The 25,719-nt window shown below is 41.6% G+C and carries 23 protein-coding genes and 1 riboswitch; of the genes, 7 read left to right on the forward strand and 16 right to left on the reverse strand.

The features are described 5' to 3' along the window. Positions 1 to 2: 2 nt before the first annotated feature. The 9 genes from WH223_RS04595 to WH223_RS04635 all read right to left on the reverse strand — a co-directional run bounded on the left by WH223_RS04595 (position 3) and on the right by WH223_RS04635 (position 10,788). The gene (locus WH223_RS04595) at positions 3 to 716 is read right to left on the reverse strand and encodes a HesA/MoeB/ThiF family protein (RefSeq protein ID WP_340046360.1); all 714 of its coding nucleotides are present in this window, start codon (positions 714 to 716) and stop codon (positions 3 to 5) included. After that, the gene (thiH, locus tag WH223_RS04600; protein WP_340046361.1) at positions 703 to 1,848 is read right to left on the reverse strand and encodes a 2-iminoacetate synthase ThiH; all 1,146 of its coding nucleotides are present in this window, start codon (positions 1,846 to 1,848) and stop codon (positions 703 to 705) included. Before thiH ends, WH223_RS04595 begins: the two co-directional genes overlap by 14 nt. Beyond that, a complete protein-coding gene (locus tag WH223_RS04605) occupies positions 1,841 to 2,626 on the reverse strand; it encodes a thiazole synthase (protein WP_340046362.1) in 786 nt (261 codons plus the stop codon). Before WH223_RS04605 ends, thiH begins: the two co-directional genes overlap by 8 nt. Further along, a complete protein-coding gene (thiE, locus tag WH223_RS04610) occupies positions 2,601 to 3,242 on the reverse strand; it encodes a thiamine phosphate synthase (RefSeq protein WP_340046363.1) in 642 nt (213 codons plus the stop codon). The genes WH223_RS04605 and thiE overlap by 26 nt, the downstream gene beginning before the upstream one ends. After that, on the reverse strand, positions 3,232 to 3,987 hold the full coding sequence (locus tag WH223_RS04615; RefSeq protein ID WP_340046364.1) for a hydroxymethylpyrimidine/phosphomethylpyrimidine kinase: 756 nt from the start codon (positions 3,985 to 3,987) through the stop codon (positions 3,232 to 3,234). Before WH223_RS04615 ends, thiE begins: the two co-directional genes overlap by 11 nt. Then, complete coding sequence (locus tag WH223_RS04620; protein ID WP_340046365.1) at positions 3,960 to 4,547, reverse strand: thiamine phosphate synthase; 588 nt, start codon at positions 4,545 to 4,547, stop codon at positions 3,960 to 3,962. Before WH223_RS04620 ends, WH223_RS04615 begins: the two co-directional genes overlap by 28 nt. 1 nt (position 4,548) lies before the next feature. After that, positions 4,549 to 6,360 carry a phosphomethylpyrimidine synthase ThiC gene (gene thiC / locus WH223_RS04625; RefSeq protein ID WP_340046366.1) on the reverse strand — a complete coding sequence of 604 codons (1,812 nt, stop codon included), beginning with the start codon at positions 6,358 to 6,360 and terminating at the stop codon, positions 4,549 to 4,551. An 11-nt stretch (positions 6,361 to 6,371) separates the two neighbouring features. After that, the gene (gene thiS / locus WH223_RS04630) at positions 6,372 to 6,584 is read right to left on the reverse strand and encodes a sulfur carrier protein ThiS (RefSeq protein ID WP_340046367.1); all 213 of its coding nucleotides are present in this window, start codon (positions 6,582 to 6,584) and stop codon (positions 6,372 to 6,374) included. A gap of 79 nt (positions 6,585 to 6,663) precedes the next feature. Continuing rightward, positions 6,664 to 6,764, reverse strand: a riboswitch (TPP riboswitch). A 2,830-nt stretch (positions 6,765 to 9,594) separates the two neighbouring features. Beyond that, positions 9,595 to 10,788 (reverse strand): proline dehydrogenase family protein, encoded by a 1,194-nt coding sequence (locus tag WH223_RS04635; RefSeq protein ID WP_340046368.1) that lies wholly within the window; start codon positions 10,786 to 10,788, stop codon positions 9,595 to 9,597. Between the two features lie 91 nt (positions 10,789 to 10,879). Between WH223_RS04635 and WH223_RS04640 the strand changes: the two genes are divergently transcribed. Continuing rightward, the gene (locus WH223_RS04640; protein WP_340046369.1) at positions 10,880 to 11,086 is read left to right on the forward strand and encodes an RNA-binding S4 domain-containing protein; all 207 of its coding nucleotides are present in this window, start codon (positions 10,880 to 10,882) and stop codon (positions 11,084 to 11,086) included. A 15-nt stretch (positions 11,087 to 11,101) separates the two neighbouring features. Then, positions 11,102 to 12,172, forward strand: a complete 1,071-nt coding sequence (gene aroB, locus WH223_RS04645) for a 3-dehydroquinate synthase (RefSeq protein ID WP_340046478.1) — start codon at positions 11,102 to 11,104, stop codon at positions 12,170 to 12,172. Between the two features lie 120 nt (positions 12,173 to 12,292). On the opposite strand, the gene WH223_RS04650 is transcribed toward aroB, so the two are convergent. From WH223_RS04650 to WH223_RS04670, 5 genes are read right to left on the reverse strand one after another with little or no spacing between them, the layout of a single operon-like run. Next, positions 12,293 to 13,480, reverse strand: a complete 1,188-nt coding sequence (locus WH223_RS04650; RefSeq protein WP_340046370.1) for a class I SAM-dependent methyltransferase — start codon at positions 13,478 to 13,480, stop codon at positions 12,293 to 12,295. Further along, the gene (locus WH223_RS04655; RefSeq protein WP_340046371.1) at positions 13,481 to 14,743 is read right to left on the reverse strand and encodes an aspartate kinase; all 1,263 of its coding nucleotides are present in this window, start codon (positions 14,741 to 14,743) and stop codon (positions 13,481 to 13,483) included. It abuts the gene before it with no gap. 22 nt (positions 14,744 to 14,765) lie between these two features. Continuing rightward, positions 14,766 to 15,599: a DUF3298 and DUF4163 domain-containing protein gene (locus WH223_RS04660; RefSeq protein ID WP_340046372.1), complete on the reverse strand. Its 834-nt coding sequence runs from the start codon at positions 15,597 to 15,599 to the stop codon at positions 14,766 to 14,768. Beyond that, positions 15,599 to 16,051: a GNAT family N-acetyltransferase gene (locus WH223_RS04665; RefSeq protein ID WP_340046373.1), complete on the reverse strand. Its 453-nt coding sequence runs from the start codon at positions 16,049 to 16,051 to the stop codon at positions 15,599 to 15,601. The genes WH223_RS04660 and WH223_RS04665 overlap by 1 nt, the downstream gene beginning before the upstream one ends. Continuing rightward, positions 16,029 to 16,739 (reverse strand): YggS family pyridoxal phosphate-dependent enzyme, encoded by a 711-nt coding sequence (locus tag WH223_RS04670; RefSeq protein ID WP_340046374.1) that lies wholly within the window; start codon positions 16,737 to 16,739, stop codon positions 16,029 to 16,031. The genes WH223_RS04665 and WH223_RS04670 overlap by 23 nt, the downstream gene beginning before the upstream one ends. 79 nt (positions 16,740 to 16,818) lie before the next feature. Here WH223_RS04670 and WH223_RS04675 point away from each other — a divergent pair, with 79 nt between their 5' ends. Genes WH223_RS04675 through WH223_RS04685 form a run of 3 tightly spaced genes read left to right on the forward strand, consistent with a single transcriptional unit; the run spans position 16,819 to position 20,540 of the window. Beyond that, positions 16,819 to 17,451, forward strand: a complete 633-nt coding sequence (locus WH223_RS04675) for a DUF4296 domain-containing protein (RefSeq protein ID WP_340046375.1) — start codon at positions 16,819 to 16,821, stop codon at positions 17,449 to 17,451. 33 nt (positions 17,452 to 17,484) lie between these two features. After that, the gene (locus WH223_RS04680; protein WP_340046376.1) at positions 17,485 to 19,866 is read left to right on the forward strand and encodes an endonuclease MutS2; all 2,382 of its coding nucleotides are present in this window, start codon (positions 17,485 to 17,487) and stop codon (positions 19,864 to 19,866) included. A 14-nt stretch (positions 19,867 to 19,880) separates the two neighbouring features. Next, a complete protein-coding gene (locus tag WH223_RS04685) occupies positions 19,881 to 20,540 on the forward strand; it encodes an MgtC/SapB family protein (protein WP_340046377.1) in 660 nt (219 codons plus the stop codon). A gap of 168 nt (positions 20,541 to 20,708) precedes the next feature. Here the strand turns inward: WH223_RS04685 and WH223_RS04690 are convergent, their stop codons facing one another. After that, a complete protein-coding gene (locus WH223_RS04690) occupies positions 20,709 to 22,340 on the reverse strand; it encodes an ABC-F family ATP-binding cassette domain-containing protein (RefSeq protein ID WP_340046378.1) in 1,632 nt (543 codons plus the stop codon). A 384-nt stretch (positions 22,341 to 22,724) separates the two neighbouring features. Between WH223_RS04690 and WH223_RS04695 the strand changes: the two genes are divergently transcribed. After that, complete coding sequence (locus WH223_RS04695; RefSeq protein ID WP_340046379.1) at positions 22,725 to 22,937, forward strand: hypothetical protein; 213 nt, start codon at positions 22,725 to 22,727, stop codon at positions 22,935 to 22,937. 744 nt (positions 22,938 to 23,681) lie between these two features. Beyond that, entirely contained in the window at positions 23,682 to 24,206 is a 525-nt protein-coding gene (locus WH223_RS04700; RefSeq protein ID WP_340046380.1) for a hypothetical protein, read from the forward strand. A 77-nt stretch (positions 24,207 to 24,283) separates the two neighbouring features. On the opposite strand, the gene WH223_RS04705 is transcribed toward WH223_RS04700, so the two are convergent. Beyond that, positions 24,284 to 25,489 (reverse strand): NAD(P)/FAD-dependent oxidoreductase, encoded by a 1,206-nt coding sequence (locus WH223_RS04705; RefSeq protein ID WP_340046381.1) that lies wholly within the window; start codon positions 25,487 to 25,489, stop codon positions 24,284 to 24,286. Positions 25,490 to 25,719 lie beyond the last annotated feature (230 nt).

Consider the following 25,719-nt stretch of genomic DNA (forward strand, 5'->3'; position numbering starts at 1 on the left):
GCTTAAAAGCCGACTATACGTAGTTGCCAAGTACGGCTATCCATCCATAACCACTGGTTGCGCAGGCAGGAGTGCCCCAAGATAATCTTTAGTGTTTCCTGCGCCATCATCAACCCGAGGATTCCCGGAACAGTACCCATCACGCCGTTGAGGTCGCAGCTAGGCACGTCCTCTGGGTTCGGTGGTTCGGGGAAGATGTCGCGTAGGTTTTTGGATCCTTGGTGATTAAATACGGCTAGCTGAAGCTCGAAATTCAGTACGCTGCCATACACTAAAGGCTTTCCATGGCGCACGCAGGCATCATTAACCGCGTAGCGTGTCGCGAAGTTATCGCTACCATCAATGATAATGTCGTAGTCGGCAATATGCTTGTCGATATTTGTTTCACTTAGTTTTTCTATGATGGGCAGATAGGTTACGTGGCTGTTTAAAGCCTGTAGGCGCTCGGCGGCGCTGTCTACCTTCGCTTGACCAATATTACATTCGCTATGGACAATTTGTCGATGCAAGTTGTGCTCCTCCAAAAGGTCAAAATCTATGCAGGCAATGGTGCCAACACCTGCGCCAGCTAAGTAGAGCAGAATGGGGGAGCCTAAGCCCCCTGCACCGATAACGAGCACCTTGCTTTCTATAATACGGGATTGCCCCTCGATACCGATATCCTCCAAAGAAATCTGTTTCTTATAGCGGAGTATTTGTGCTTTATTGAGTTTCATAAATTGCGGTAGCTGTACTGTTATATTCTTGTTGCCAATCTTTCCATACCGGCTGGTAGCCGGCTTCTTGTATTTTGCGGGCGACCGTTTCGGGCGACCGCTCATCAGAAATTTCAAACTGCTCTAATGATTGAGGTTCGACTACGTAACCGCCTGGATTTGTTTTAGAACCAGCGCTCATGGAAGTGATGCCTAATGGAATCACATGATCCCGGAAGAAGGCATGCTCGCGTGTGGAAAGGGAAATCTCTAAATCTGGATTCCATAGCCTATAGGCACAAATAAGCTGTAGGAGCTCGCGATCTTCCATCAAGAAGTTGGGCTCAATAACGCCTGTCGCTGGACGTAGGCGCGGAAAAGAAACAGCGTATTTGCTGCGCCAATATTTCTGTTGTAAATAGTCAATATGAAGCGCATTGAAAAAGCTGTCAACACGCCAGTCTTCCAAGCCAAGAAGCACCCCGAGGCCTATTTTATGCATGCCTGCTTCGCCAATGCGGTCGGGTGTTTCCAAGCGGTAGTTGAAGTTCGATTTTTTTCCCTTCGGGTGATAATTTTTGTAGGTCTCCTGATGATAGCTTTCTTGGTATACTAAAACGGCATTAACTTTTGCTTGATGTAGTCTTTGGTAACATTCAGTTTCTAAGGGTTGTACTTCAATAGATATTTGTGCAAATGTGTTTTCGAGCAACTTCGCCGCCTGCAAAAAATAATCCGTGTTTACACTGTTGTTGGCTTCGCCAGATACCAAAAGGACATGCTGGTAGCCCATAGCTTTCAGGGCTTGTGCTTCCAGCATAATCTCTGTGGAGCTCAAGGTGCGACGTCGAATTTTATTGTCCATACTGAACCCACAGTAGGTGCAAATATTATGGCATTCATTGCTGAGGTACAGCGGTGCATAGAGCTGTATATTTTTGCCGAAGCGCTGCACTGTCAACTGATGTGAGAGTGAAGCCATCTCCTCCAAATAGGGCGCTGCTGCAGGAGATATCAAGGCCATAAAGTCGTCAATATTGCGTCTTGTTTTGGCAAGACTACGCTCCACCTGTGCAGCGGAGGTTTGGTATAGCTGTGCTTTGATCGCCTCCCAGCTATACTGCTCAAAGCGGTCACGAAAGGTATTAGCCATGTGGATATGCTTGCGTTAAAAAATCGGTGAGCGGACTGCTATGTTGTGCCTTGCGGCTTTTAGCGCCTAGCTTGGCGGCATAGGCCATGCGGCCGCTTTGTACGGCTAAGGCGAAGGCCTGTGCCATGAGTTGTGGATCATCTGAAGCTGCAATTGCGGTATTTACCAATACAGCATCAGCACCAAGCTCCATCGCCTTGGCTGCATCCGAAGGAGCGCCAATACCAGCGTCAACAATAACAGGCACTTGACTTTGCTCGATGATAATCTCTAGAAACTCTATAGTGCGCAAGCCTAGATTGCTGCCAATAGGGGCGCCTAAGGGCATAACGGCAGCGGTGCCTACATCTTCTAGACGCTTACATAAAACGGGGTCGGCGTGGATATAGGGTAATACCACGAAGCCTTGCTTAGCCAATTGCTCACAGGCTTTCAAGGTTTCTATAGGGTCGGGAAGCAGGTATTTAGGGTCTGGATGAATTTCTAGCTTAATCCAGTTTGTCTCTAAAGCATCTTGCGCTAGCTGTGCCGCTAATACGGCTTCTTGTGCTGTGCGTGCGCCAGACGTGTTTGGTAGGAGGTGGATATGGGGCAATTGCAGATGAGATAGCATATCATCTGCTGGTGCTTGTAAATCTATACGTTTTAGCGCAACGGTCACGAGTTCGCTTCCCGATGCTTGTATGGCTTCCGCCATCTGTTGGCTGCTGCCAAACTTGCCCGTTCCTACAAATAGACGGGAGTTAAATGTTTTATCGCGTAGCTGTAAAGGTTCCATGGAGTGAAGATTGAAGGTGTTGAATGCAATGTTTTTTGTCCGTAGCCTCGTTAATCAAGCTAGATACAGCGATGCCATGTAGGCCTATTGTGCGTAAGGCACCAATGTCTGCCGGTCCAACGGCGCCAATGGCATAGATTGGTGGATGAGGTTGCTCTTGTAATTGTTGGAAGATGCTTTCATAGCCTGAAAAACCTAAAATAGGGCTCAGCTTGGCTTTGCTCGTCGTGAAGCGTAAAGGGCCTAATCCTATGTATTGACAACCCTCGGCTATGCGCTGTTGCACATCCGTAATCGTGTTGGCTGTGCCTCCAATAATTTTGTGTGCACCGAGCAATTTACGCGCTTCGGCGATGTCCTGATCTTCCAAGCCTAGATGTACACCGTTGGCATCGACGGCTGCTGCAATAGCTGGATGGTCGTTGATGATGTATATGAAGTTATACTGCTCTTGAAGTTTTTTAACCTGCTGAGCTGTTTGTGTAAATGTTTTTTTATCGAGCTGCTTTCCGCGTAGCTGAATCCAGTCGGCGCCTGCATCTAGCGCTTGCCAGATACGGTCTATTTGTTGGTCGCTCGTGTCGCCCGATGATATATAGTGTAGTCTACTGTACATGATGATAACCTAGTAAAGTTGGGTTTGATGCTAAAAATTGTACGGTATATTGCTTGGCCGCTTTGCAGGCGGAAAATAGCGTATGGCCGCGGCTCTTATAGGCACAAATAGCGCTCGATAAAACGCAACCGGAGCCATGCTTGTCCTGAATAGCTATGTTGGCATCCGGTGTAAGTAAGCGTACTTCGCCACGTTGGTAAAGACTGTCAAAGCCCGGTTGATTTGGGTTATGACCTCCCTTTAGTAATACGGCGCAGGTATAGCTAAGGCGAATGCAACAAGCCTCAACGGATTCATTCGTTGCTCGGAAAAAATCTATCTCCTGGTAGTTGGGTGTAATCAAATCGATACATGCCAACTGTTCGGCTGTAGGTCTTTCTCCTGCAAAGAAATCTTGCCCCGTTGTTGAGCGCAGCACAGGATCCCAGCAGATGAAGAGATGCTCCCGATAGCTACGTGCTATTTTCACAAGCGACGCGAGCTGGGATATATCTTTAAGAACGCCAATTTTCAGCGCCTCTATAGGATATTGTGCACAGAGTAATTCTACATTTTCAAGGAGCTGGTACTCCGGAATCCAATCTAGTTGGTAAAAATGATACTCTGTTTGTAGCGTCAGACAGCTTAAAGCACCCAGCCCATAGCTTCCTAGCTGCTCAAAAGTCTTGATGTCAGCAAGCATGCCGGCTCCTGCAGAAGGGTCGAAGCCCGCTATTGTTAAGACGAATGGATGAGTTTGTAGCATCGTATTAATTCTTTTGTAGGCGTTTGACTATGCCAGATGGCTCCACATAAGGCATAGTCTGCAAAGCCTTTATCTTTTATGATAGCCAGTTTTGTAGCATCGATTCCCCCAAGCGCAATAGCTTCCGTATGTTGGTTTACACGCTTAATAGGACTTTCAATTTGTTGCTCGCAGCCATAGCCTTCCTTGGAAATGCTTGGAAAAAGTGGACTGATAAAAGCAAACTTAAAAAGGCTGCTTAAAGCATTAAATTCATCCCAGCTATGGGTAGATGTACTCATGATAATGCCTTCAATCTTTTCCTGCGGATAGTTGCCCGCTTCTCGTATTGGTGTCGGAATATGGAGGCTTTGTATACCCATCACGAGGGCTACTTGCTGCTGTTGGTGCAAGACAATACGACTCCGCTCTTGCTCCGAAAACTGGAGCAAGTAGGTGAGCATTTCCATAAAAGAAGCCCCCGGCCTCCTGACGTGTACCCACATCTGGGGTAGGCGTAAGGCTTCTTTTAGGAGCTCAATTTCCTTAGGATGCTGATGCGGTAGGGTAATCAAGCGCATATTAACTGTATATCTCTTTTCCTTGTTCGATAAATTCGGTAGATTTCTCTTCCATACCTTCTTGAACGCTATCACGAATCTCCTGTGTAATCTTCATAGAGCAGAACTTCGGTCCACACATGGAGCAGAAATGTGCCACCTTTGCGGCATCCGCTGGAAGTGTTTCATCATGAAACTCGCGTGCTGTATCTGGATCTAAAGCAAGGTTAAACTGGTCTTCCCAGCGGAACTCGAAGCGTGCTTTGCTCAATACATTATCGCGGTGTTGCGCTCCAGGATGTCCTTTTGCTAAGTCGGCCGCATGGGCAGCAATTTTGTAAGTTATTACTCCGTCTTTGACATCTTTACGGTTTGGTAAGCCTAAATGCTCTTTGGGCGTTACATAGCAGAGCATGGCACAGCCATACCAGCCAATCATAGCAGCACCAATGGCCGAGGTGATGTGGTCATAACCGGGAGCAATATCTGTTGTTAATGGACCTAATGTATAAAAAGGAGCTTCTTTGCAGGTTTCTAGCTGCTTGTCCATATTCTCTTTAATCAGCTGCATCGGTACATGTCCAGGGCCTTCAATCATCACCTGCACATCATGCTTCCAAGCGATATCCGTTAATTCCCCTAAGGTTTCTAGCTCCGCAAATTGTGCCGCATCATTGGCATCTGCAATAGAACCTGGGCGTAGACCATCGCCTAAAGAAAAGGCCACATCGTATTGCTTCATGATTTCGCATATATCCTCAAAGTGGGTGTATAGGAAGTTTTCTTTGTGGTGGAAGAGGCACCATTTAGCCATGATGGATCCTCCGCGGGATACAATACCTGTCACACGTTTCGCTGTCAGGTGGATATAGCGTAAGAGTACACCAGCATGGATGGTGAAGTAGGATACGCCTTGTTCGGCTTGCTCTATCAGTGTGTCACGGAATATCTCCCAAGTAAGATCTTCGGCTACGCCCTTAACTTTTTCCAGTGCTTGATAAATAGGGACAGTACCGATAGGAACAGGGGAGTTGCGGATGATCCATTCACGGGTTTCATGGATATGCTTGCCTGTTGATAGGTCCATAATCGTGTCGGCACCCCATCGGCATGCCCATACTGCTTTTTCCACCTCTTCTTCAATGCTTGAGCTTACCGCACTATTGCCAATATTAGCATTTATCTTCACTAAGAAATTGCGCCCGATAATCATTGGCTCACTTTCGGGATGGTTGATGTTGTTTGGGATGATGGCGCGTCCAGCTGCAATCTCACTACGCACAAATTCTGGCGTTACTGCTTGAAGTGGTGTGTTGGCACCAAAGCTATGCCCTGGGTGCTGCTGGCTCATGTCGGCCGTTGCTTCTGCCAGCTGCTCGATACGTTGGTTCTCACGTATCGCTATGTATTCCATCTCGGCAGTGATTATGCCTTGCTTAGCATAATAAAGCTGGGTTACATTTTGTCCTTCTTTAGCCTTTTTAGGCTGATGTTGGTAATCGAAGCGCAGTTCTTTTAAGTTGGGGTCATGAAGACGCTCTAGTCCGTAGTTGGAGGTGATGCTCGGTAGTATCTCTACATCGTTACGCTGCAGGATCCATGACTCTCGTATACGCTCAATACCTTGGCGTACATCGATGGTTAGGTTGCTATCGGTGTATGGACCCGAAGTATCGTAAACGGTAATTGGCGGATTTTCCTCAATCTTTCCATTGCTCAAGCGTGTTGGATTAAGGCTGATTTCGCGCATAGCTACCTTAATCGGGTGTAGCGTGCCTGGAATATATACTTTTCTAGAATTTGGAAGTGGTTGGGTTGTGATTTGCTCTTTCATATATGTAGGATTTAGCCACCTTGGGTAGCGGTAATGATGAGGATGTCGGCTTGGGTAGGAACAGCTGTCTGTTCCCATTGAGGGCGTGGAATAACCTGATTGTTGAGGGCCACGGCAATGCCTTTGGCTTTCAATTCGGGTACACAGCGATGTAATAATTCCTGTAGGTGTACCGGGAAAGGGGCCGTTAAATGATGTGTTTGATGATTGATTGTTACTTGCATAAGCTAAAGTTTTATTAAACAATAAATACTTTAGGGATGCTCGCAACAAAGGCTATGGATATAGCCTATTTATGTACGAAGTGGTTCTCCTACTTTTCCCTACGCTAGTATGAACTAGATCAGGTTCCAAGGGTAAAATCTCAGCCTGTACGAATAGTACAGACACCCCTAAAGTATTTTAGTATGGCACAAGTATAAGTATATATTTTAGTTTAGCAAAATTAAATGGATGTATAAATATCACCGATAATGCGAATTTGGTGAGCTTTTTTTGTGATTATTGGTGAAAAAAGCCTCTTATCCGACCTTTTTCGTAATTCTACGGTTTTTGAAATTTCTTTTATAGGTATTCGCTGATTATCATAAAAAAACTCCTAGAGTTGGGAGCTCTAGGAGTTTACTACTAACCAATTATTAACCTTTATTATGAAATTACTACTATAACGGAACCATAGTTTGTTTAGTACAGCATTTTTATGCTTTAACATTATTTTAACAAATTGTATTGTGCTTATAGGGAAACCAAGTTTTAAATAGGAAATCGGTATACAAACAAATATTATCTATTTTTTGCTGCAATAAAAAAACTCCTAGAGTTGGGAGCTCTAGGAGTTTACTACTAACCAATTATTAACCTTTTTATGAAATTACTACTATAACGGCATGTACTTACGCTTTAGTACACGGATATTCTGCTTTAACATTATTTTAACAATTTAACGCCATATTACGGATGATTGCCTTTCCTTTTGAGGCTTAAAAGTGTTTTTGAATGTGGGCGGTGAAGGCTTTTTGATACTGGTGCATAAAAAAACTCCTAGAGTTGGGAGCTCTAGGAGTTTACTACTAACCAATTATTAACCTTTATTATGAAATTACTACTATAACGGCATGTGCTCACGCTTTAGTACACGGATATTTGTCTTTAACATTATTTTAACAATTTGAGCGATAGGAAGTGAAGATTGGGGATTTAAGTGTGCTTAAATGGTGTTTTGGGTATTTGTATTTTTACGTTTAGCTATTGATATAAAAAAACTCCTAGAGTTGGGAGCTCTAGGAGTTTACTACTAACCAATTATTAACCTTTTTATGAAATTACTATTATAACGGTATGTTGAAGCTGTATAGTATATTCGTTTTTTGCTTTGACATTATTATTACAAACGTTCAGGTATTCGTAAAATAAATGGGCCCCAGCTATCGTCCTCGTTTGCAACGAGGATGCGAGAGAGGAGCGTTTGCAACGCTCATAAAGACTTTTTGTTAAGGGAGTACGTGTCCTTAGCCAGGACTTGGCCTTCAAAATTTTCTTGATAAAAAGTTTTACAAAAATCAAGGCTGTGCCTATGCTGCTATCTACGCTTGAAAATTCCTAAACGAAATAAACTCGCTTCGCTCAAACAGTATTTCGCTTTTACGGAATTTACGTCGCTACGCTTTACGCAGCACACGGCAAGGCCGTCTTTTTGTTTTGTGTAGGTTTTGATTTATTGGTTTCTATTTAATGTAGAGTCTATCCAAATTGTCATGCTGACCCTTCGACAGGCTCAGGGTGACATGTCGAAGCATCGTTTGGAAATATACCTTGAAATCACTGTTTATACGACTCCGCCGGAGTCGATTTTATAAATCATCTATTTTCTATACATATATTACCCCTCCGGGGTAATGATTTGTATTTGTTGGTTGTTATTTTATTTATTTATAGGGTGTTAAGGGGTTAAATCCGAAGGATTGACATATTTATAGCTAAGCATAACCAAGAGAAAAGACGACCCCTGCGGGGTCGAATATTATTATCGTCCTCGTTTGCAACGAGGATGCGGGAGAGGAGCGTTTGCAACGCTCATAAAGACTTTTTGTTAAGGCAGTACGTGTCCTTAGCCAGGACTTGGCTTTCAAAATTTTCTTGATAAAAAGTTTTACAAAAATCAAGGCTGTGCCTATGCTGCTATCTACGCTTGAAAATTCCTAAACGAAATAAACTCGCTTCGCTCAAACAGTATTTCGCTTTTACGGAATTTACGTCGCTACGCTTTACGCAGCACACGGCAAGGCCGTCTTTTTCCTTTCTGTCGGCTTTGATATATTGGTTTCTATTTAATGTAGAGTCTATCCAAATTGTCATGCTGACCCTTCGACAGGCTCAGGGTGACATGTCGAAGCATCGTTTGGAAATATACCTTGAAATCTCTATTTATTATAGGCCCCTCCGGGGTAATTATTTGTATTTGTTGATTGTTATCTTATTTAGGTATGGGATGTTACGGGATTCAATCCGGAGGATTGACATATTTATAGCCTAGTTTGGACGGAGGCACGACCCTGGCAGGGTCGCATGTTTATGTGTGCCAATGCTGCTATCTACACAGCATATGGTAAGGTCTTCTTTTTCTTTTAATTACCATTTCAAGTTTAGGTATAAAAAAACTCCTGGCTTATGGGTAAACCAGGAGTTTTTACTATGAACCAATTATTAACCTATACTATGAAAATATACTCTTATAACGGCTTATTGTTTTTTTTGGTATTTATATTAATCTTCTTTAACGTTATTTAACAGGTTGGTGCTCATCTAGTGGCGAGAGGTTTACGAGATGTTTTTTCTTGATCTTATTTGCCCTACTATTTTAAATTTGGTCTTAAATAGGGTGTAATAAAAAACTCCTGAAGTAATGGGCTTCAGGAGTTTTGTGAAAATAAATTTTAACTTATTATATGAATACTACTATAACGTGTTGTTGTCCCAGTTCGTACAATTGGATATGGGCTTTAACTCTTTTTAACGTGTGGTCTGAAAATTAGCTTATAAATCAATAACAAAGATTGAAAGGTGATGGCTAAGCATAAAAAAACTCCTAGAGTTGGGAGCTCTAGGAGTTTACTACTAACCAATTATTAACCTTTATTATGAAATTACAATTATAACGCCCTGTTAATCGTTTTATTTTAACAGCCTTTGCCGTTTAACAATAATTAACAATTAAAAGTCTTTAGCTGGTTCGTATTATTTCTTTGCGTTTTTTCTTCTTGTTTTCTCCTTAATGATTAAGCCCAATTCACGACTCGTCTGTCCACCTACCGAAGTATTCTCTTGTGCACGACGGAAAAGGTAAGGCATAACCGCTTTTACAGGGCCATATGGCATATATTTAGCCACGTTGAAACCCGCTGCTGCCAAGTTGAAGGATAAGTTCTCCGACATACCTAATAACTGAGCGAAATATATATGGTCATTTTTAGGAGAGATATTACGCTTCAATAGCTCTTCAGCCAATAAACGGGAGCTTTCTTCATTGTGCGTGCCCGCCATAAAACCAATACGGTTTACATGGTCTAGACAGAAGGAGATAGCCTCATTGTAATCGGTGTCGGAAGCTGGTTTGTTAGGCTGAATAGGGGATGCATACCCTTTTTCTGCTGCACGTTGGCGTTCGATTTCCATATATGCACCGCGCACAATCTTAGCTCCTAAGTAGAAGTTTTGTGTTTGCGCGTAGGCGAAGTCAGCTTTTAAAGAAGCTAATTTATCACTACGGTACAGTTGGTAGGTATTATAAACGATAGCCGCTTCTTTATTGTATTTCTCCATCATGTCGCGTGCTAAATCATCAATGGTATCTTGAATCCAGGAGTGCTCTGCATCTACCAATACTTTGATGCTTGCTTCATGACAAGCTTTACAGATACGGTCTACACGGTCGTATACTTTAGCAAATTCTGCTTGCTCGGCTTCTGTCAATGTTTGTTTAGCATCTACTTTCGCAAATAAATCGAAACGACCTAGGCCAGTAGGCTTAAATACACAGAAAGAAATTAATGGGTTTGCTTTAGCATATGCTACAGTACGTAGAATCTCGGCACAAGTTTCATCGAAGCTAGCTTCCGACTCTTCGCCTTCTACAGAGTAATCTAAAATCGTTGTTACTTGACCTTTTCCAAGATCTTGAATGGCTTGCGCACAGCCTTCGATGGATTCACCACCACAAAATTGTTTGTAGATCGTATTCCTGATAATTCCTTGGATAGGAAGACCTATATTTAGGGCAAAATTGGTTAAAGGTGTACCAATTTTGATTAAGGAATTACTGGCAACCATCTTGAATAACCAGTACGCTTTTTCTAAATCCTTATCACTTTTATTACGAAACGCAATCTCTGTATTATTAAAATCTAGTTTCATTTGGCTATTTTGACTCATATAGTACCGTAAAAAAAAATTAATTATCAAAAGTAAGTAATTATTTTGATTAGCCTTATATTTACAGACCCGACAGCGGGAAGATTAGACGATGAAAACATTTACTTTAAAGGGCGAATATATCCAGTTAATTCAGCTGCTAAAAGCGTTAAACTGGGTAGAACATGGTGCGATGGCGCAGTATGTGGTGGAAGAAGGAATGGTGCTATACAATGGTGAAGTGGACTTCCGCAAGCGCTTGAAAGTGCGTGTTGGTGATGTCATTTCCTTTGATGGGCAAGAGGTGAAAATCATATAGGTATTCGATTAGATGATGAAAAATATTGAAAGTATAGGCTATGCTGTTTTCTTTGAGAACAGTTTGGCTGCTTTACAGCAATTTATAGATGCTGGTAGCTATTCGCAGGTTATTATACTAGTGGATAGAAATACCAACGACCACTGCTTGCCTGTGTTGCAGGCGGCTCTTCCTGATCTTGTCGATTACGACGTGATAGAGGTCGATCCAGGTGAGGAGAACAAGAATATAGATTTCTGTATTGGCGTTTGGAACACGATGCTAGACTTCGGCGTAGATCGCAAAGCCTTGATGATAAATCTAGGTGGCGGTGTGGTTACCGATATGGGCGGATTCGCAGCATCAACTTTCAAACGTGGTATTGACTTCGTGCAGGTGCCGACAACGCTCTTAGCGCAAGTGGATGCTTCCGTTGGAGGTAAGACAGGTATTGACTTGGGTAACCTAAAAAATATAATCGGTACGTTCACACAGCCACAGGCGGTGTTTGTAAGCGCCGAGTTTTTGAAAACATTAGACGGGCGTCAGCTGCGTTCTGGTTTTGCAGAGGTCATCAAGCATGGATTAATCTTTGACCGCGACTTGTTTGCGCTTACCAAGACGGTAGATGAGCAGCAAGATGCCCTAGATGCTATTGTTCACCGCTCGGTGGAAATAAAAAATGCTGTTATTACACAAGATCCTACAGAGAAAGGGGTGCGTAAAATCTTAAACTTTGGGCATACCATTGGGCATGCCGTAGAAGGGTATTCCTTGGAGCATGATGAAAATCCTTTATTGCATGGGGAGGCTATCGCGGTCGGTATGATTTGTGAAGCGTACTTGTCGCATAAGGTTAACGGATTGACTGCAGAAGGCTTGCAAGAAATTACTGATTTATTTATCGCGAAATATGAACCAGTAGCCTTGGCTCCAGCTAGCTATCCAGATTTAATAGCGTTGATGCGTAACGATAAGAAAAACGAACAAAATAAAGTAGGCTTTGCTTTATTAAGTGAAATCGGCAAATGTGATTTCGACCTGTATGTGAGCGAAGATTTGATTTTGGAAAGTTTAGACTACTACAATAGCTTATTGCAGTCTTAGTCCTATAATTAATTTATATATGGCCTCTTCTATTTTGGTTTCCGGTTGGGAAAACATAAAATAGAAGAGGCTTTTCTATATTCCCGGAGGGAAGAAAAACTGCTTTTTAGGAATGCTAGGTTAAAAAATTAGACGTTCCGCTTGGATAACAATCAAGCTGCCATCTGCCTGGGTGGTGAAGAATAGGTAAACGACTCCACCATCTTTAATTTTCATTTTTTTACGTACCTCATCCACTTTTAAGGGAAAGTTTTTGCTAATGACATTGGCTTTGGTAATCTTATTTTCCTTCTTGAAAGTCGAAAATGGACTAACATGGATGATGGTGAAAACTTTACCAAGGAAGTCCTCATGCAGCATCGTTGCTGTGTAGAGGTGGCTATGTTGGTGCAATTTTGTTAATCCGTAGTGAAGCGCCGTCGTTTTGAAGGCGCCAGCTTTCGTCAGTGCCACATCGGGCTCGTAGAGGTAGCGTGAAGGGGCGCCCAATAACGGTTCCGCCTGTTTTTCTGTGGCGAGGGTGAAGGTTAAGGTTTTTGGCGACTTACCTTTGCTTAGCGCAACACTATGGAGGTTTACCTCGCCCGTGTAGCCCTGCTCTTGTATGAATAAAAGCTCCTTGCAGTCATTATCCATACTGATGATATACACGTCGCGTACCTCTTCTAAATCTTGCAGCGCGAGGCTGATATCAAGGAGTGGGGCAAGCTTGGTTATGACGATAGGTGCCTTGCTAAAAAACAAAGGCTGTAGCGCCACCACATTGGGCTCGCAATCGCTAAGCTTAAATACTTTCTGTTGGTTGACTCTGCGTGAAGGATCGGTGTATATATAGTCGTATTGTTCCTGACTTTGACTCAGATAGCTGATGCCATCGCCGCTGTGGAATTGTACATTCTCAACACCTAAAGCTCCAAAATTGTATTGTACAATTTCCGAGAGCCCTTCATTACGCTCGCAATGGGTAACTTGCTTGCTTACCGATGCAAAGTAATAGCTATCGATACCGAAGCCTCCCGTGAGGTCGATTAGCGTTTTGTTGGGTACTAAAAGGGCTGCCTTATAAAGAGCTGTTTCCGTAGATGAACTCTGCTCTAGGTTGAGCTTATCCGGGTAGTATAAATCGGCTTGCGCCACAAGGGTAGGTATTTTCTTGCAGGCGCGTTGTCTGCCATCCACCTGGCGGGCCAAGTCCGTCGCGCTGAGCTCCGGAAAAGGGCTTTTGCTCAAAGCCAAGGAAGCAGGATCTGCATCCTGCTTCGACTTGATATAGCTTTGTACTGCCTCAGAAAGGATTGCAGTATTCATTTAGATGTTTTTAACCAACAATTGACAGGTGTAGCTGTCCTTAAGTTCACGAATAATCTTTTTGTTAACCAATACACGGTCTATTGTCGCTTGATTAAAGTAACGAATGGTAATAAGTTCGAGTCCTTTTTCAAAAGAAACGGTATAGCGCTGCTTTAACTCATCAAGTAGATTGTCTATATTTTTACCCGTATCGTCAATGCTCACCGAGAAGCTAATGGCACTGTTGTGCATCATATTGTTCTTGATACGGTGTTTATGGAACAAGTTGAAGATATGACTTAAGTTGTCCTCTAAGATGAAAGAGAAGTCGCGTGGCTGAATATTAATCAACACTTGATTGACCTTGAAAATAAAGGAGGGAACAGGTAAGCCTTGATTTAGCGCATGAATAACGGTGCCTGTCGCTTCCGGATTGAGGAAGGAGCGTACATTCAAGGCTATATTTTTATTCTGTAGTGGTTTTATTGTTTTTGGGTGGATCACGGTAGCTCCATAATAGGTAAGCTCGATAGCATCCGTATAGGAAAGCTCTGGAATAAGCTCCGTGCGGTCAAACCATTTTGGGTCGGCATTCAAAACGCCGGGTACATCTTTCCAAATTGTCAAATCTTGTGCATCAAGACCCGAAGCAAAGATGGCAGCCGAATAATCGGAGCCTTCACGACCAAGGGTAGTGCTGAAATTTTCGGAGGTAGAACCTATGAAACCTTGGGTAACGACAATGTAGTTTTCCAATACAGCAGGTAGCTCTCTCTTAATTTTTTCGGCAGTCTTATCCCAGTCTACGATAGCCTCTCTGTAGGTGTTGTCCGTGAATATATAATCACGCGCATCAACCCATTTAACGGCTAGTCCAGTATGTGCTGCATAGGTAGCTAATATTTTGGAAGATATCAGTTCTCCTAGAGACACAATTTGGTCGTATAGGTAGTCGTAGGAATCTTGAGGTTCTTCTTCAAGAATCCATTCGATTTCCACAAAGCTATTGGCTATTTCATCAAAAATAGGATGCGCAGGATCTTCGAAAAGGTCAGCCAAGAGCTGACGGTGGTTTTCTTTAACTTTTTCAAGTGCTTCGAATGCTTTTCCTGTTTCTTCTACAAATTGAAGAGCTACTTGTTCCAGCTGATCGGTCGTTTTTCCCGTTGCCGAAACAACCACCAAAAGCGGCGCTTTAGGCTGACTAGCGATGATTGCTGTTACATTTTTTATATTATCTGCATCTTTTACGGATGCACCACCAAATTTGAATACCTGCATGTGTCCTATTAATGGAAAATTACTATTTTTTGAAAAGGCTGCTCACCAATTGATTGCCTGTTTCTGTCAGTAGGCCTTTAAGATCTTTATAAGGAACAACAACGGTTGTTGAACCTTCAGAATAGGCTTTTATTTCGTATACATTGTAATGAAAAACAAGTCCTTCACGTGTCATACCGAAGTTATCGGCCATCGTGAATTTGTTGTCGTCAAAGAAGTAGCCTGAACCAAAAGAGTCATTCTCCTGGAGGCTTTCCACTTTGCGAAAATGCTGCTCGACTATTTTCTTAAGACTAACCGTATCTTGTATAAAATCTGTTAAGGCTAGTTGTTTTTTATTTTTAATATCATAGTTAAACCAAAGCTCAACCTCCATGCCATGTGCTCCTCCCGTATATTCACTTAATGAGTTGGCAATGGTTAGGAAGCGCCCTGTGTTGAGTAGAACACGTGCATCTTGGTTTTTAAACCAACAATGGAAAGCGCTGTTGCCCGATGCTATTTCATCTTCAGCATACTCGTTGAATCCACCCAAGAAGCTTTCAGCAACTTGATTTACGGAATCTTCACCATCGATGAATAATGCATTTTTTACTAATTGCTGTATTTCCGCATTAAAAAGGGGATAGGTAGCCGTAAAGGTTGTGCTATCCATTTCATTCGCTTGACCAGAAAAGTAAGGACTAAACTCTTGGAATTGTTTAACCGTATAGGGTAGTGAATCTTGAAAAATTCTATTTGCCTGCTCTTCGTTTGCTAAAATTTTGTTCCAACCAGCATCAGGTCCGCAAGCGATGAAGCTTGTGGCTGTAGCTGCCGCTACGGCCAATGCGATATATAAGCTTTTTATTTGCATTAGTCCCTAAAGTTTAAGGCTACATTCACCCATCCATTATCAAAGCTCGCCCCATACTTCTTGTAAAAGTTTATTGCCGGTTCATTCCAATCCAATACCTGCCACAGCATACCGCTGTAGTTTTTCTCTTTGGCGTAGGCAATGGTTTGGTCGAGTAGTAGCTTGCCTATGCCGCTACCACGCTCGCTATCCGTAACAATTAAATCTTCGAGGTAAAGGCGTTGACCTTTCCAGGTTGAATAGCGTATATAATAAAGTGCCATCCCGACGATGACGTCATTTTTCTCTGCTACAAAAGCACCCCATACCGGATTTTCACCAAAACCAGAGGATACAAACTCCTCCATGGAAACGGTGACCGCATTGGGTTCTTTTTCATAAACGGCTAGCTCCTGAATCAAGTCCATAAGGGACTTGCAATCTGATTCTTTAGCTTTCCTTATTGTTATCATCTTTTAGTTTAAAATGTTTAGTAACGCGTTTTCCAAAAACAGTGCTGCCTAAGCGCACCATATTACTACCTTGCTCTACAGCTAGCTTGTAGTCTGCCGACATTCCCATCGATAGGATGCTGAACGCATCGTCTTTACGGAAATAGCTCGCCTTGACCCCGTCGAATAGCATCTTAAGCTCGTAGAACTCTTCTTTAACAATCTTCGGATTCGGACTATTTGTCGCAATACCCATCAATCCGCAGATGCGGATGTTTTTCAACTCAGCAAGCTCCTCGTCGCGCAGTAGCTCGATAAGCTCCGCATGGTCAAGACCGAACTTAGTATCCTCGTCTGCAATATGGATTTGTAACAAACAATCGATGACACGCTTGTTGCGCTCGGCATGTTTATTAATCTCTTTGAGTACTTTTAGCGAGTCTATAGAATGAATCATTTTTACAAAAGGAGCGATATACTTCACCTTGTTGGTTTGTAAATGACCGATTAAATGCCATTCAATATCCTTTGGCAGTTGCTCATGTTTGTCAACAAGTTCCTGCACCATATTCTCGCCGAAGATGCGCTGACCAGCCTCATAGGCCTCCATTATCTCTTCGTTGGGTTTTGTTTTAGATACAGCAACCAAGGTAACTGCAATGGGAGCAAGCTCCGCTTGTAAAGACGCTATGTTTGTTGTGATACTCATTTCAGTGTAAAATCAAAGTTCAAGGACTTAAAAAGAGGTTATTCAGATGCCTTTTTGTAATTTTGTACAAACTTACAAAATGCAACGCTTATTACTCATTATATTCGCATCGTTTTTTTTAGGAATTTCCTGTAAAAAAGGGGCTCCAGCAGGATTATTATCCGAAGCTAAGATGGTGGACATGTTGGTCGAGGTACACCTTATCGATGGCTATCTGAATAGTATTCAAATCGACAGCTCTCGCCGGATAATTGATGGGCTATATGGTCAGGTTTTTCAGCGCTATGGTATTGACTCCGTTCAGTTTAAGAAAAATATGGATTATTATTTGAGTAACCCAGATGCTGGCGAGGCTATTTACAAGGAAGTGACTGATCGATTGATGAGCTATGAAAATGTGTATCGTGCTGAAGATTCGGTACGTAATGTTTTTGTGAGCGATAGTCTGCGCAGACAGCAGCGTTATATCAGGATGCGTGATGACGCTATAAAACTGATTATGGATGTGCCTAAGAAACCACTTCCTTTGGATTATAAAGCTTACCGCGATCATTTTGTGCAAGAGTTGGGCTTAGGTATTAATGTCTACGGACTGACGATTCCTTTGCAGGCTACGCCTGATAAATTGCCGGAGCCTACTTTGCAGAAGGCCGGAGATGCACAGCAAACAGAGCCAGCGGCTCTAGATACCAGTGCTCGTAGTGACTTTTAATTGCCACACGAGACGTAAAAGAAGTTAACAGATATGATTTTTCCCCAGAATGCGAGCGATAAGTTAGGCTTCGCAGAAATAAAAACATTAATAACATTAAAGTGCCTGACGGAGCCAGGGCGGGAGATGGTCGCTAAGATCCAACCGCAAGTAAAGCTCGATCAGATTGATAAATTTTTACGACAGACGCATGAGTTTAAAGATTTACTCTTAAACGATGCTCCACTGCCAGTAGACCATCTATACCCGATAAAGCCATTGGCCGAGAAAGTACGCGTAGAAGGAGCTTTCCTGTCGGAAGAGGAGTTTCACCGTATTCTATTGTCCTTACGCACCGTCTTTGCGGTGATTCGTTATTTCAATGAGCGTGAAGGGTTATACACACACTTAGTGATGCTGTTTGAGCACTTACCTATTGAAACGCAAATTGTACGCGCCATTGAACAGGTGATTGACGACCGCGGTCGGATGAAAGAAAATGCGTCTCGTTTGTTGTTGGATTTGTCACAGCAGATTTTAAAGAGCGAGCAGGAAGCACGCAAACGTATCGACCAAGTTTTTAAACAAGCGCAAAGTAGTGGATGGACAGCTGATGGTAATTTAACCATTCGTGATGGGCGTTTGTGTATTCCGATTTTAGCAGAAAACAAGCGTAAGCTAAAAGGGTTGATTCATGATGAGTCGGCAACTGGACAAACCGCTTATATTGAGCCTGAAGAGGTGTTTCACCTAAATAATAAGATTCGTGATTTGGAGTTCGAAAAGCGTCGCGAGATCATTCGGATTTTGATAGACTTAACGAGCCAATTACGCCCGCATATTCCTTTGTTGATGTCCTACCATGGTCTATTAACGAAGCTTGATTTCGTGCGTGCTAAAGCGTTGTTTGCCATCGATATGGAGGCCGAGATGCCAGAGCTTTCTAAAGAGCCCGAAATTTCTTTAGTGAATGCTCGTCATCCGCTATTGCTATTGGGGGCTGGTACGGAAGGACGGTCGACGGTTGTTCCTTTGAATATTAAGATTGACAGTGAAGACCGCGTAATCTTGGTGTCGGGACCCAATGCAGGGGGTAAGTCGGTATGTATGAAAACCGTCGGTTTGCTACAGATGATGGTGCAAGCAGGCTTATTGATTCCTGCCGAAGATACCTCTAAGGTTGGTGTCTTTAGACAGATTTTTGCCGATATCGGTGATGACCAGTCTATCGAGAGCGACTTGAGTACCTATAGTGCTCACCTTTCGAAAATGAAGCACTTCACAAGCTTTGCCGATGCACGCACCTTAGTACTGATCGATGAGTTCGGTACGGGAACAGATCCGCTATTTGGTGGCCCTATTGCAGAGGCCGTGTTGGAGGCTTTGCACAAGAAAAATATCCGAGGTGTAATCACTACGCACTATTCCAACCTTAAAGTTTTTGCAAGCAATACCCCGGGTATTGAAAATGCTTCTATGCTGTTTGATAATGTGGCTATGCGCCCATTATATATCTTGCAGGTTGGTAAGCCAGGTAGCTCTTATGCCTTTGAGATTGCGCAAAAAATCGGTTTAAGTAAAGATATATTAGAAGCTGCAAAACAGAAAGTTGGCACGCAGCAGAAGAAAGTAGATACCTTATTGGTAGACTTGGAGCGTGACAAGCGTTTGGTACACGACACGAAGGTGGCCGTGACAAAACGGGAGCGTGAGCTGATCAGTCTACAGGCGGAAGTAGAGAAGCTGCAAGCGCACCTTGATGAGAATAAAAGACTCATCTTAAAGGAAGCTAAAATTGAAGCGAAGCAGATATTGAAAGATGCGAATAAGCTCGTAGAGAATACGATTTCGGAGATTAAATCGGCGCAAGCCGATAAGGAGCGTACGAAGTCTATTCGTAAAAATCTACATCAGGCTATCGATCAGCATACAGAGGCGAAGGCTACATCCGCGCCAGCGAAGAGCTTAACGAATCCTGTAAATGAGGAAATCGTTGTTGGCGACTGGGTTAAAATATTGGATAGCGATACGCAAGGGCAGGTGCTGGAGGTCTCGAAAGGGAATAACCTGATTTTGGCCTTGGGTGAGCTGCGTACAGTCGTGAAGAAAAATAAAGTCGAGAAACTGACGGGTGTTGAGAAGAAGAAGGTGACGCGTAAGTTACGCTCTTCATCGACAACTTCGGCGGCCGACTTTAGTCCGGAAGTTGATGTGCGCGGTATGCGTACCGAAGATGCGCTACGACAAATGGAGTTGGTGTTAGACCGTGCGGTGATGATCGGTTATCCGAGTTTGAAAATTGTACATGGAAAGGGTGATGGTATCTTACGTAAGTTCGTGCGTGACTACCTTCGTAAATATAGCCATGTTTCTCATTTTGAAGATGAACATGCTGACCGTGGTGGAGATGGAATAACTTATGCTTATATTAGCTAAACTAACGCATAACCATGACGGGCTTCACCTTAGATTTTGAAAGTCAGATTCTTCCTATTCTTGTTTCCATTCTTTGTGGAGCAGCAGTAGGCTTTGAGCGGGAGTTCAAGAATAAATCTGCTGGATTTCGAACGTTAATTTTGATTTGTTTCGGGTCGAGTGTTTTTACGTTGCTATCGCAAATAGGGCTCCGTTCTGACGACCGTATCGCCGCAAATATCGTAACAGGTATCGGTTTCCTTGGTGCTGGCGTAATCTTTCATGGCAAGTTTTCCGTACAAGGGTTGACCACAGCAGCCGTGATTTGGACCATGGCGGCTATTGGCATGATGATTGGCTTTGGGAATTATGGCTTCGGCATCTTATTGACCTGCTGCATGGTTATTATCTTGTCGCTATTTCAGCGCATGGAGCTTTTGCTGGCTAATATCTATTTTGTACGTAGCATACGCATCACCTTTGTCGATGTTCAGCTGTCGCATCTACGCGAGTTTGAAGTATTCATGGCCGACCATCATGTACGCTTGACGCGACGTGGATTGGAGAAGGAAGGGAATCACCTTTCTGTACTTTATGAGGTTTCGGGAAAGCAAAAGAATATACGAGAGGCCAATGAGAAGATTGTAGGTTTAGATTATGTATATGCATTTAGCAGTTTATCAACCAATAATTAACGAAGAAAAATAACCTGCTGCCGCAGGAATGTATAACGGAAAACCGCACAGCAAACAATGCCTGTGCGGTTTTTTTGTAACTTTTATTTTCGCGCTCTTCTTTTTTTTAGGGCCTAAAAAAGCCGTATCATTTGCATGATACGGCTTTTACTATCTTTAGGCTAGGCCTTATTTTTTGGCATACAATTCAGCACGTTGCGCTTGAACAACTTCCGAACTGATGTACTCATCATATGTCATTAACTTGTCGATGATACCGTTTGGCGTCAACTCGATAATACGGTTTGCTACAGTTTCTGTCAACTCGTGGTCACGAGATGTGAACAACATAGAGCCACGGAAATCTGTCATACCATTGTTTAATGCAGTAATCGATTCTAAGTCTAAGTGGTTGGTAGGCTCATCAAAGATTAAGAAGTTAGCTCCTTGTAGCATCATTTTAGAGAACATACAACGCATTTTCTCTCCTCCGGATAATACAGATACTTTTTTCAATACCTCTTCACCAGAGAATAACATCTTACCTAAGAAGCCACGGATGAATTGCTCATCAGCCTCTGGTTTCGATGTGTAGTTACGCAACCAGTCTACTAAGTTTTCACTTACACCGTCGAAATATTCCGCATTTTCAATAGGCATATCTGTTGGAGTGATGGTGATACCCCATTTGAAGTCTCCTTTGAAATCTTTATCTCTACCCGAGATGATTTCGTAGAATGCTGAAGTAATTAATGAGTTGTCACCCAAAATCGCAATCTTATCGCCTTTATTCATCATGAAGGTGATGTCTTTGAAGAATACCTCATCGTTAACGGTTTTGCTTAGGCCTTCAACGTGCAAAATTTGATCTCCAGGCTCACGGTCCATTTGGTTGAACATGATAGCTGGATATTTACGGTTTGAAGGTTTGATATCATCAATATTGATTTTATCTAACGCTTTCTTACGTGAAGTAGCTTGTTTAGATTTAGAAGCGTTGGCAGAGAAACGACGAATAAATTCTTGTAGCTCTTTAACTTTATCTTCCATTTTCTTGTTCTGATCCGAACGTTGTTTCAACGCTAATTGTGAAGACTCATACCAGAAACTGTAGTTACCAGAGTAAATCGTCATTCTGCTGAAGTCGATATCTACGATGTGCGTACACACGTGATCTAAGAAGTGACGATCGTGAGATACCACCAATACAATCGCTTCATAGCTCGCTAAGAAATCTTCTAACCAAGCAATGGTTTTGATGTCCAAGTCGTTGGTAGGCTCATCGAGAATAAGGATATCTGGTTTGCCGAAAAGCGCTTGTCCTAATAACACACGTACTTTTTCGTTACCGTCTAATTCTTTTACCAATTTGTAGTGTTGCTCTTCTTTGATGCCTAAGTTGCTCAATAGGGTAGCAGCATTGCTCTCCGCATTCCAGCCATCCATTTCCGCAAAAAGACTCTCTAGCTCACCAGCACGCTCACCATCGGCATCAGAGAAATCTTCTTTCATGTAGATAGCGTCTTTCTCTTTCATTACCTTGTAAAGCTCTTGGTTACCCATCATGATGGTTTCCAATACCGTGAACTCGTCAAATTCGTAGTGATTTTGTTTCAAAACCGACATACGCTCGCCTGGTGTAAACGCGACCGATCCGGTGGATGGATCTACTTCTCCCGATATAATCTTTAAAAAGGTAGATTTACCTGCACCGTTAGCACCGATAATACCATAACAGTTTCCTGTAGTGAACTTTAAATTTACATCTTCGAATAGCACACGCTTGCCAAATCGAAGCGATAAGTTTGAAATATTAATCATAGCGGCAAAGATACGCTTTTTTATTGGATTTGTGCTGTTTGAAATGCAAGTAGACAGTCATTTAGTGGTCTAAATTAAGATGGGAAAAGAACGGTTCCGACTCCTGTGATACCTTGTGCGTAAAGGGATGATAGATGGCTGGTTCTGCTTTTTTATAGTGTTTGCTTTTAAATTTATTGAGAGGGAAGGAATAGAAAAATGAAGGAGGCAAAGTGTTGAATATATTTTTACGGAAGCTTCTTCGATAAAGGAGATGGTTCGCGTTACTCGGAAATAATTTTTTGGAATTTGTATTTTTTAGTTTGTTGTAAAGGTTTAGTATAATTAGGTTTTTGTAGTGATTTTAGTTAATTTTAATACATTATAAACTAAAAAAATAATTTTATGAGAAAAATTGCATTAGGCTTAACGATTTTAGCGGGAGCACTATTTACACAGAGTGTAAATGGTAATGGACAAGAGGAAAAAATGAATAGATGCTTAGTTGTGTACAACTCTGTTTTAATGAGAGGAGGTAGTGAGGCCGAGGCCAAGTACCTATTTGACGCATGTATGATAAATGCTCCTGTTAATGAAGATTTTCATCCACCACAATAACAATATGTATTTAGATTTAAGTTGAAGTTATTTTTTCATTTTCCGAATTAGGTAATATTTATATATAGGAGAACGTAAAAAACTTCTAGTAAAAGGATGATAATAAAAGAACAAAGCTGCATTAGCTTTTTGATCAAAAGTCGCAAAATTACATTAAGAAAAAAGGAGCGAGAAGCCCTTGACGCTTACGTTAAAAGAATGATTTATTTGATTAATTATAAGTCCTAATAGAAGCCCCTTATTTGGGGCTTCTATGCTGTTTCTTTGAAAAAATCTGCTAGGGCTTTATTTTTCACTTCTGAGTACAACCAATTTTATCTGTATATATAATTATGCTGTGATTCACCTAAAAAGTCCTTAATAAAAATCAGGGTTTAGAACAGTGTACGAAATCTGTAGGTAGAGGATTTACATTGCAAAGTTTCAAAATGATAATCTAAGCTTTGGTAGTGATTGTGGTCTATTTAAAATATTCAAATAATGTGTTAGATTTCGTATAGATGATTTTGGTACAGCCCCACGTAAAATTTGAAAATAAAGCCTGTTTGAATCAATATTTAATGGATTTTATAGAAAACTAATGTTTTTTAATCAACAGATATTTAAATATATATTGATTAACAAATATTCTTGTGATTATATGATGTGACCCTTGGTTGGTAAGGTTTGATAGGAACACGCATTCAAATAATTAGCTTTGAACTAGCAAACGTTTATTATATTTAGAAGGCAAAATAGAGCCATATGGAATTACAGCGATTAGTATTAAATAAAAAGAAACTAAATTGGTTTTTTAAACTATTCTTTATTGTACCAATTTTAATAGCTTCTTGTACAACGTTGAAAAACCAAAAAAATGAAGTTTCTGGTGGATATAAAGTATTAGCAAGTGATGAGACTAAGGATAGTCTTTATATTCCATTGCATGTATCCTATTATAAAAATCAAAAAATAAAAAGTTTAAATGTTCAACTGCTAGATAAAGACGATAAAGTACTTGAATCCATAAAATACGGTAATATTTCCGATGTAAAGATACCTAGAGTGGATAATTTAGAGTCAATTTATATATACGATATTTATGGACATATCAAAATAGCAGGTTTATCCTATTTTACTAAAGAATATGAATTTATAAAAATTAAAGCTTATTTATTTAAATATAAATATCTTATTATGGATGACGATTATAGTAAATCGGAACTTAAAATACTAAACAGGCAACTAAAAAAAATGAAAAGAGATGAGGCTAAGAAATTAAAGCCTTAGTGTAAAGTAAGTTATTCTGCTTATAAAATCTTACTCTATTTTTCTAATTATAAAAATAAATTATCTCTTCCGTTTCGTCACCTTCCAAAAGCAAAATACGGGCTAAGCTTATGCTTTTTGTTTTGTAGCCAGCAGGATACCATTTCCATACCTGTGACGGAGAAAGTGATGCCGTTGCCCCCAAAGCCTAAGACGAAATAGGCATTTTTAAAGTCGGGATGTGTGCCGATGTAAGGTAAGCCATCTTTAGTTTCGCCGAAGGTGCCACACCACGCGAAATCTTCATAAAAAGGTGCTGCAGGGATAAGCTTTTTAAAATCCTTCTGTAGCGACTTGGACTTTTGCTTGAGTAAAGCATCTCTTTTTATGGGGTTGCTAAAGTCTTCATCTCCACCACCAATTAAAATACGATGGTCATCCGTGGTACGTAAGTAATTATACGGTTTAGCGGTGTTCCATAGCAATAGATCCTTATATTTTTCGGCTGTTATCTCATCAACTTCCGAAACGATGGCGTAAGTGCTGAGTAGGTTCACAAAATGCTCCTTTATCATTGTACTACTCTCATAGCCCGTACAATAGATTATTTTCTTAGCTTTTAGTTGTAGGCCAGTAGCTAGCTGTACTATGGAATAGCTTTTATGGGTAGATACCTCCGTCAGTTCCGTTTTATCAAATACCTTTAAGCCCTTACTAATATTATAGTTCAGCAATTCATGGACAAGCTTAAAAGCATCAACACTAGCACCCTGTTTCGAGAAAATGCCACCATAGTTTTGATATATTCCTAATTTTTGTTCTACATGTTCTTGTTCTATCCATGCTACGTCAAAACCAGCATCTTTACGGGCTTCAAGTTCTTTTTTTAGGGCGTCTACATCCTTCTTAAAGGAAGCCAAATAAAGTGAGTTTTTCTTTCGGAATCCCGCTTTAGATTTAATTTTCTTGCATAGGGCAGCCAAGGTATCGATAGCTTCGGAACATGCTTTATAGCTGGCAATAGCACCTTCTTCACCAATCATGTCGATCAATTGGTGCAGCGGCGTATCGATTTCATACTGGAGCATGGATGTGGTCGCCGATGAGCTTCCATTGGCGATTTCACGTTTATCAATTAAGATGGTTTTATAGCCATCGGCAATACACTGATGCGCTATTAAACTGCCCGTAATGCCTCCGCCAACGATTAGAATATCGCAGTCTTCATTTTCCTTTAATGAAGGATAGGAAGTTAATATTCCATTTTTTACTAACCAGAAAGGTTCATTCGACTTTAAATCCATATGCTTATGTTGCTCTATAAGTTTAACAAGTTTGTAGCGCTGTTGTTTGGCAACAATGGGAGGAACTCAGCTTGAAGTAAAGGTTATGTTTCGCTCACTATCTTTACTTGGCTTTGTAATTTTGTGGTGATGTCAACATGTATTAAGGTCTTACAAGTATAATTTTTTACCTTTAGGTATTAGGTTCGGGATTGCGCTAAAGTCGTTCTAAACCATTTGAATTTATCAAT

This window comes from Sphingobacterium sp. MYb382, from assembly GCF_037572665.1.
In the GTDB taxonomy this organism is placed as follows: Bacteria; Bacteroidota; Bacteroidia; order Sphingobacteriales; family Sphingobacteriaceae; genus Sphingobacterium.

Bases quoted from the DNA above. Each gene is read 5' to 3' on its own strand.
- WH223_RS04595 (WP_340046360.1), bottom strand. From the start codon at position 716: ATGAAACTCAATAAAGCACAAATACTCCGCTATAAGAAACAGATTTCT.
- thiH (WP_340046361.1), bottom strand. From the start codon at position 1,848: ATGGCTAATACCTTTCGTGACCGCTTTGAGCAGTATAGCTGGGAGGCG.
- WH223_RS04605 (WP_340046362.1), bottom strand. From the start codon at position 2,626: ATGGAACCTTTACAGCTACGCGATAAAACATTTAACTCCCGTCTATTT.
- thiE (WP_340046363.1), bottom strand. From the start codon at position 3,242: ATGTACAGTAGACTACACTATATATCATCGGGCGACACGAGCGACCAA.
- WH223_RS04615 (WP_340046364.1), bottom strand. From the start codon at position 3,987: ATGCTACAAACTCATCCATTCGTCTTAACAATAGCGGGCTTCGACCCT.
- WH223_RS04620 (WP_340046365.1), bottom strand. From the start codon at position 4,547: ATGCGCTTGATTACCCTACCGCATCAGCATCCTAAGGAAATTGAGCTC.
- thiC (WP_340046366.1), bottom strand. From the start codon at position 6,360: ATGAAAGAGCAAATCACAACCCAACCACTTCCAAATTCTAGAAAAGTA.
- thiS (WP_340046367.1), bottom strand. From the start codon at position 6,584: ATGCAAGTAACAATCAATCATCAAACACATCATTTAACGGCCCCTTTC.
- WH223_RS04635 (WP_340046368.1), bottom strand. From the start codon at position 10,788: ATGAGTCAAAATAGCCAAATGAAACTAGATTTTAATAATACAGAGATT.
- WH223_RS04640 (WP_340046369.1), top strand. From the start codon at position 10,880: ATGAAAACATTTACTTTAAAGGGCGAATATATCCAGTTAATTCAGCTG.
- aroB (WP_340046478.1), top strand. From the start codon at position 11,102: ATGAAAAATATTGAAAGTATAGGCTATGCTGTTTTCTTTGAGAACAGT.
- WH223_RS04650 (WP_340046370.1), bottom strand. From the start codon at position 13,480: ATGAATACTGCAATCCTTTCTGAGGCAGTACAAAGCTATATCAAGTCG.
- WH223_RS04655 (WP_340046371.1), bottom strand. From the start codon at position 14,743: ATGCAGGTATTCAAATTTGGTGGTGCATCCGTAAAAGATGCAGATAAT.
- WH223_RS04660 (WP_340046372.1), bottom strand. From the start codon at position 15,599: ATGCAAATAAAAAGCTTATATATCGCATTGGCCGTAGCGGCAGCTACA.
- WH223_RS04665 (WP_340046373.1), bottom strand. From the start codon at position 16,051: ATGATAACAATAAGGAAAGCTAAAGAATCAGATTGCAAGTCCCTTATG.
- WH223_RS04670 (WP_340046374.1), bottom strand. From the start codon at position 16,739: ATGAGTATCACAACAAACATAGCGTCTTTACAAGCGGAGCTTGCTCCC.
- WH223_RS04675 (WP_340046375.1), top strand. From the start codon at position 16,819: ATGCAACGCTTATTACTCATTATATTCGCATCGTTTTTTTTAGGAATT.
- WH223_RS04680 (WP_340046376.1), top strand. From the start codon at position 17,485: ATGATTTTTCCCCAGAATGCGAGCGATAAGTTAGGCTTCGCAGAAATA.
- WH223_RS04685 (WP_340046377.1), top strand. From the start codon at position 19,881: ATGACGGGCTTCACCTTAGATTTTGAAAGTCAGATTCTTCCTATTCTT.
- WH223_RS04690 (WP_340046378.1), bottom strand. From the start codon at position 22,340: ATGATTAATATTTCAAACTTATCGCTTCGATTTGGCAAGCGTGTGCTA.
- WH223_RS04695 (WP_340046379.1), top strand. From the start codon at position 22,725: ATGAGAAAAATTGCATTAGGCTTAACGATTTTAGCGGGAGCACTATTT.
- WH223_RS04700 (WP_340046380.1), top strand. From the start codon at position 23,682: ATGGAATTACAGCGATTAGTATTAAATAAAAAGAAACTAAATTGGTTT.
- WH223_RS04705 (WP_340046381.1), bottom strand. From the start codon at position 25,489: ATGGATTTAAAGTCGAATGAACCTTTCTGGTTAGTAAAAAATGGAATA.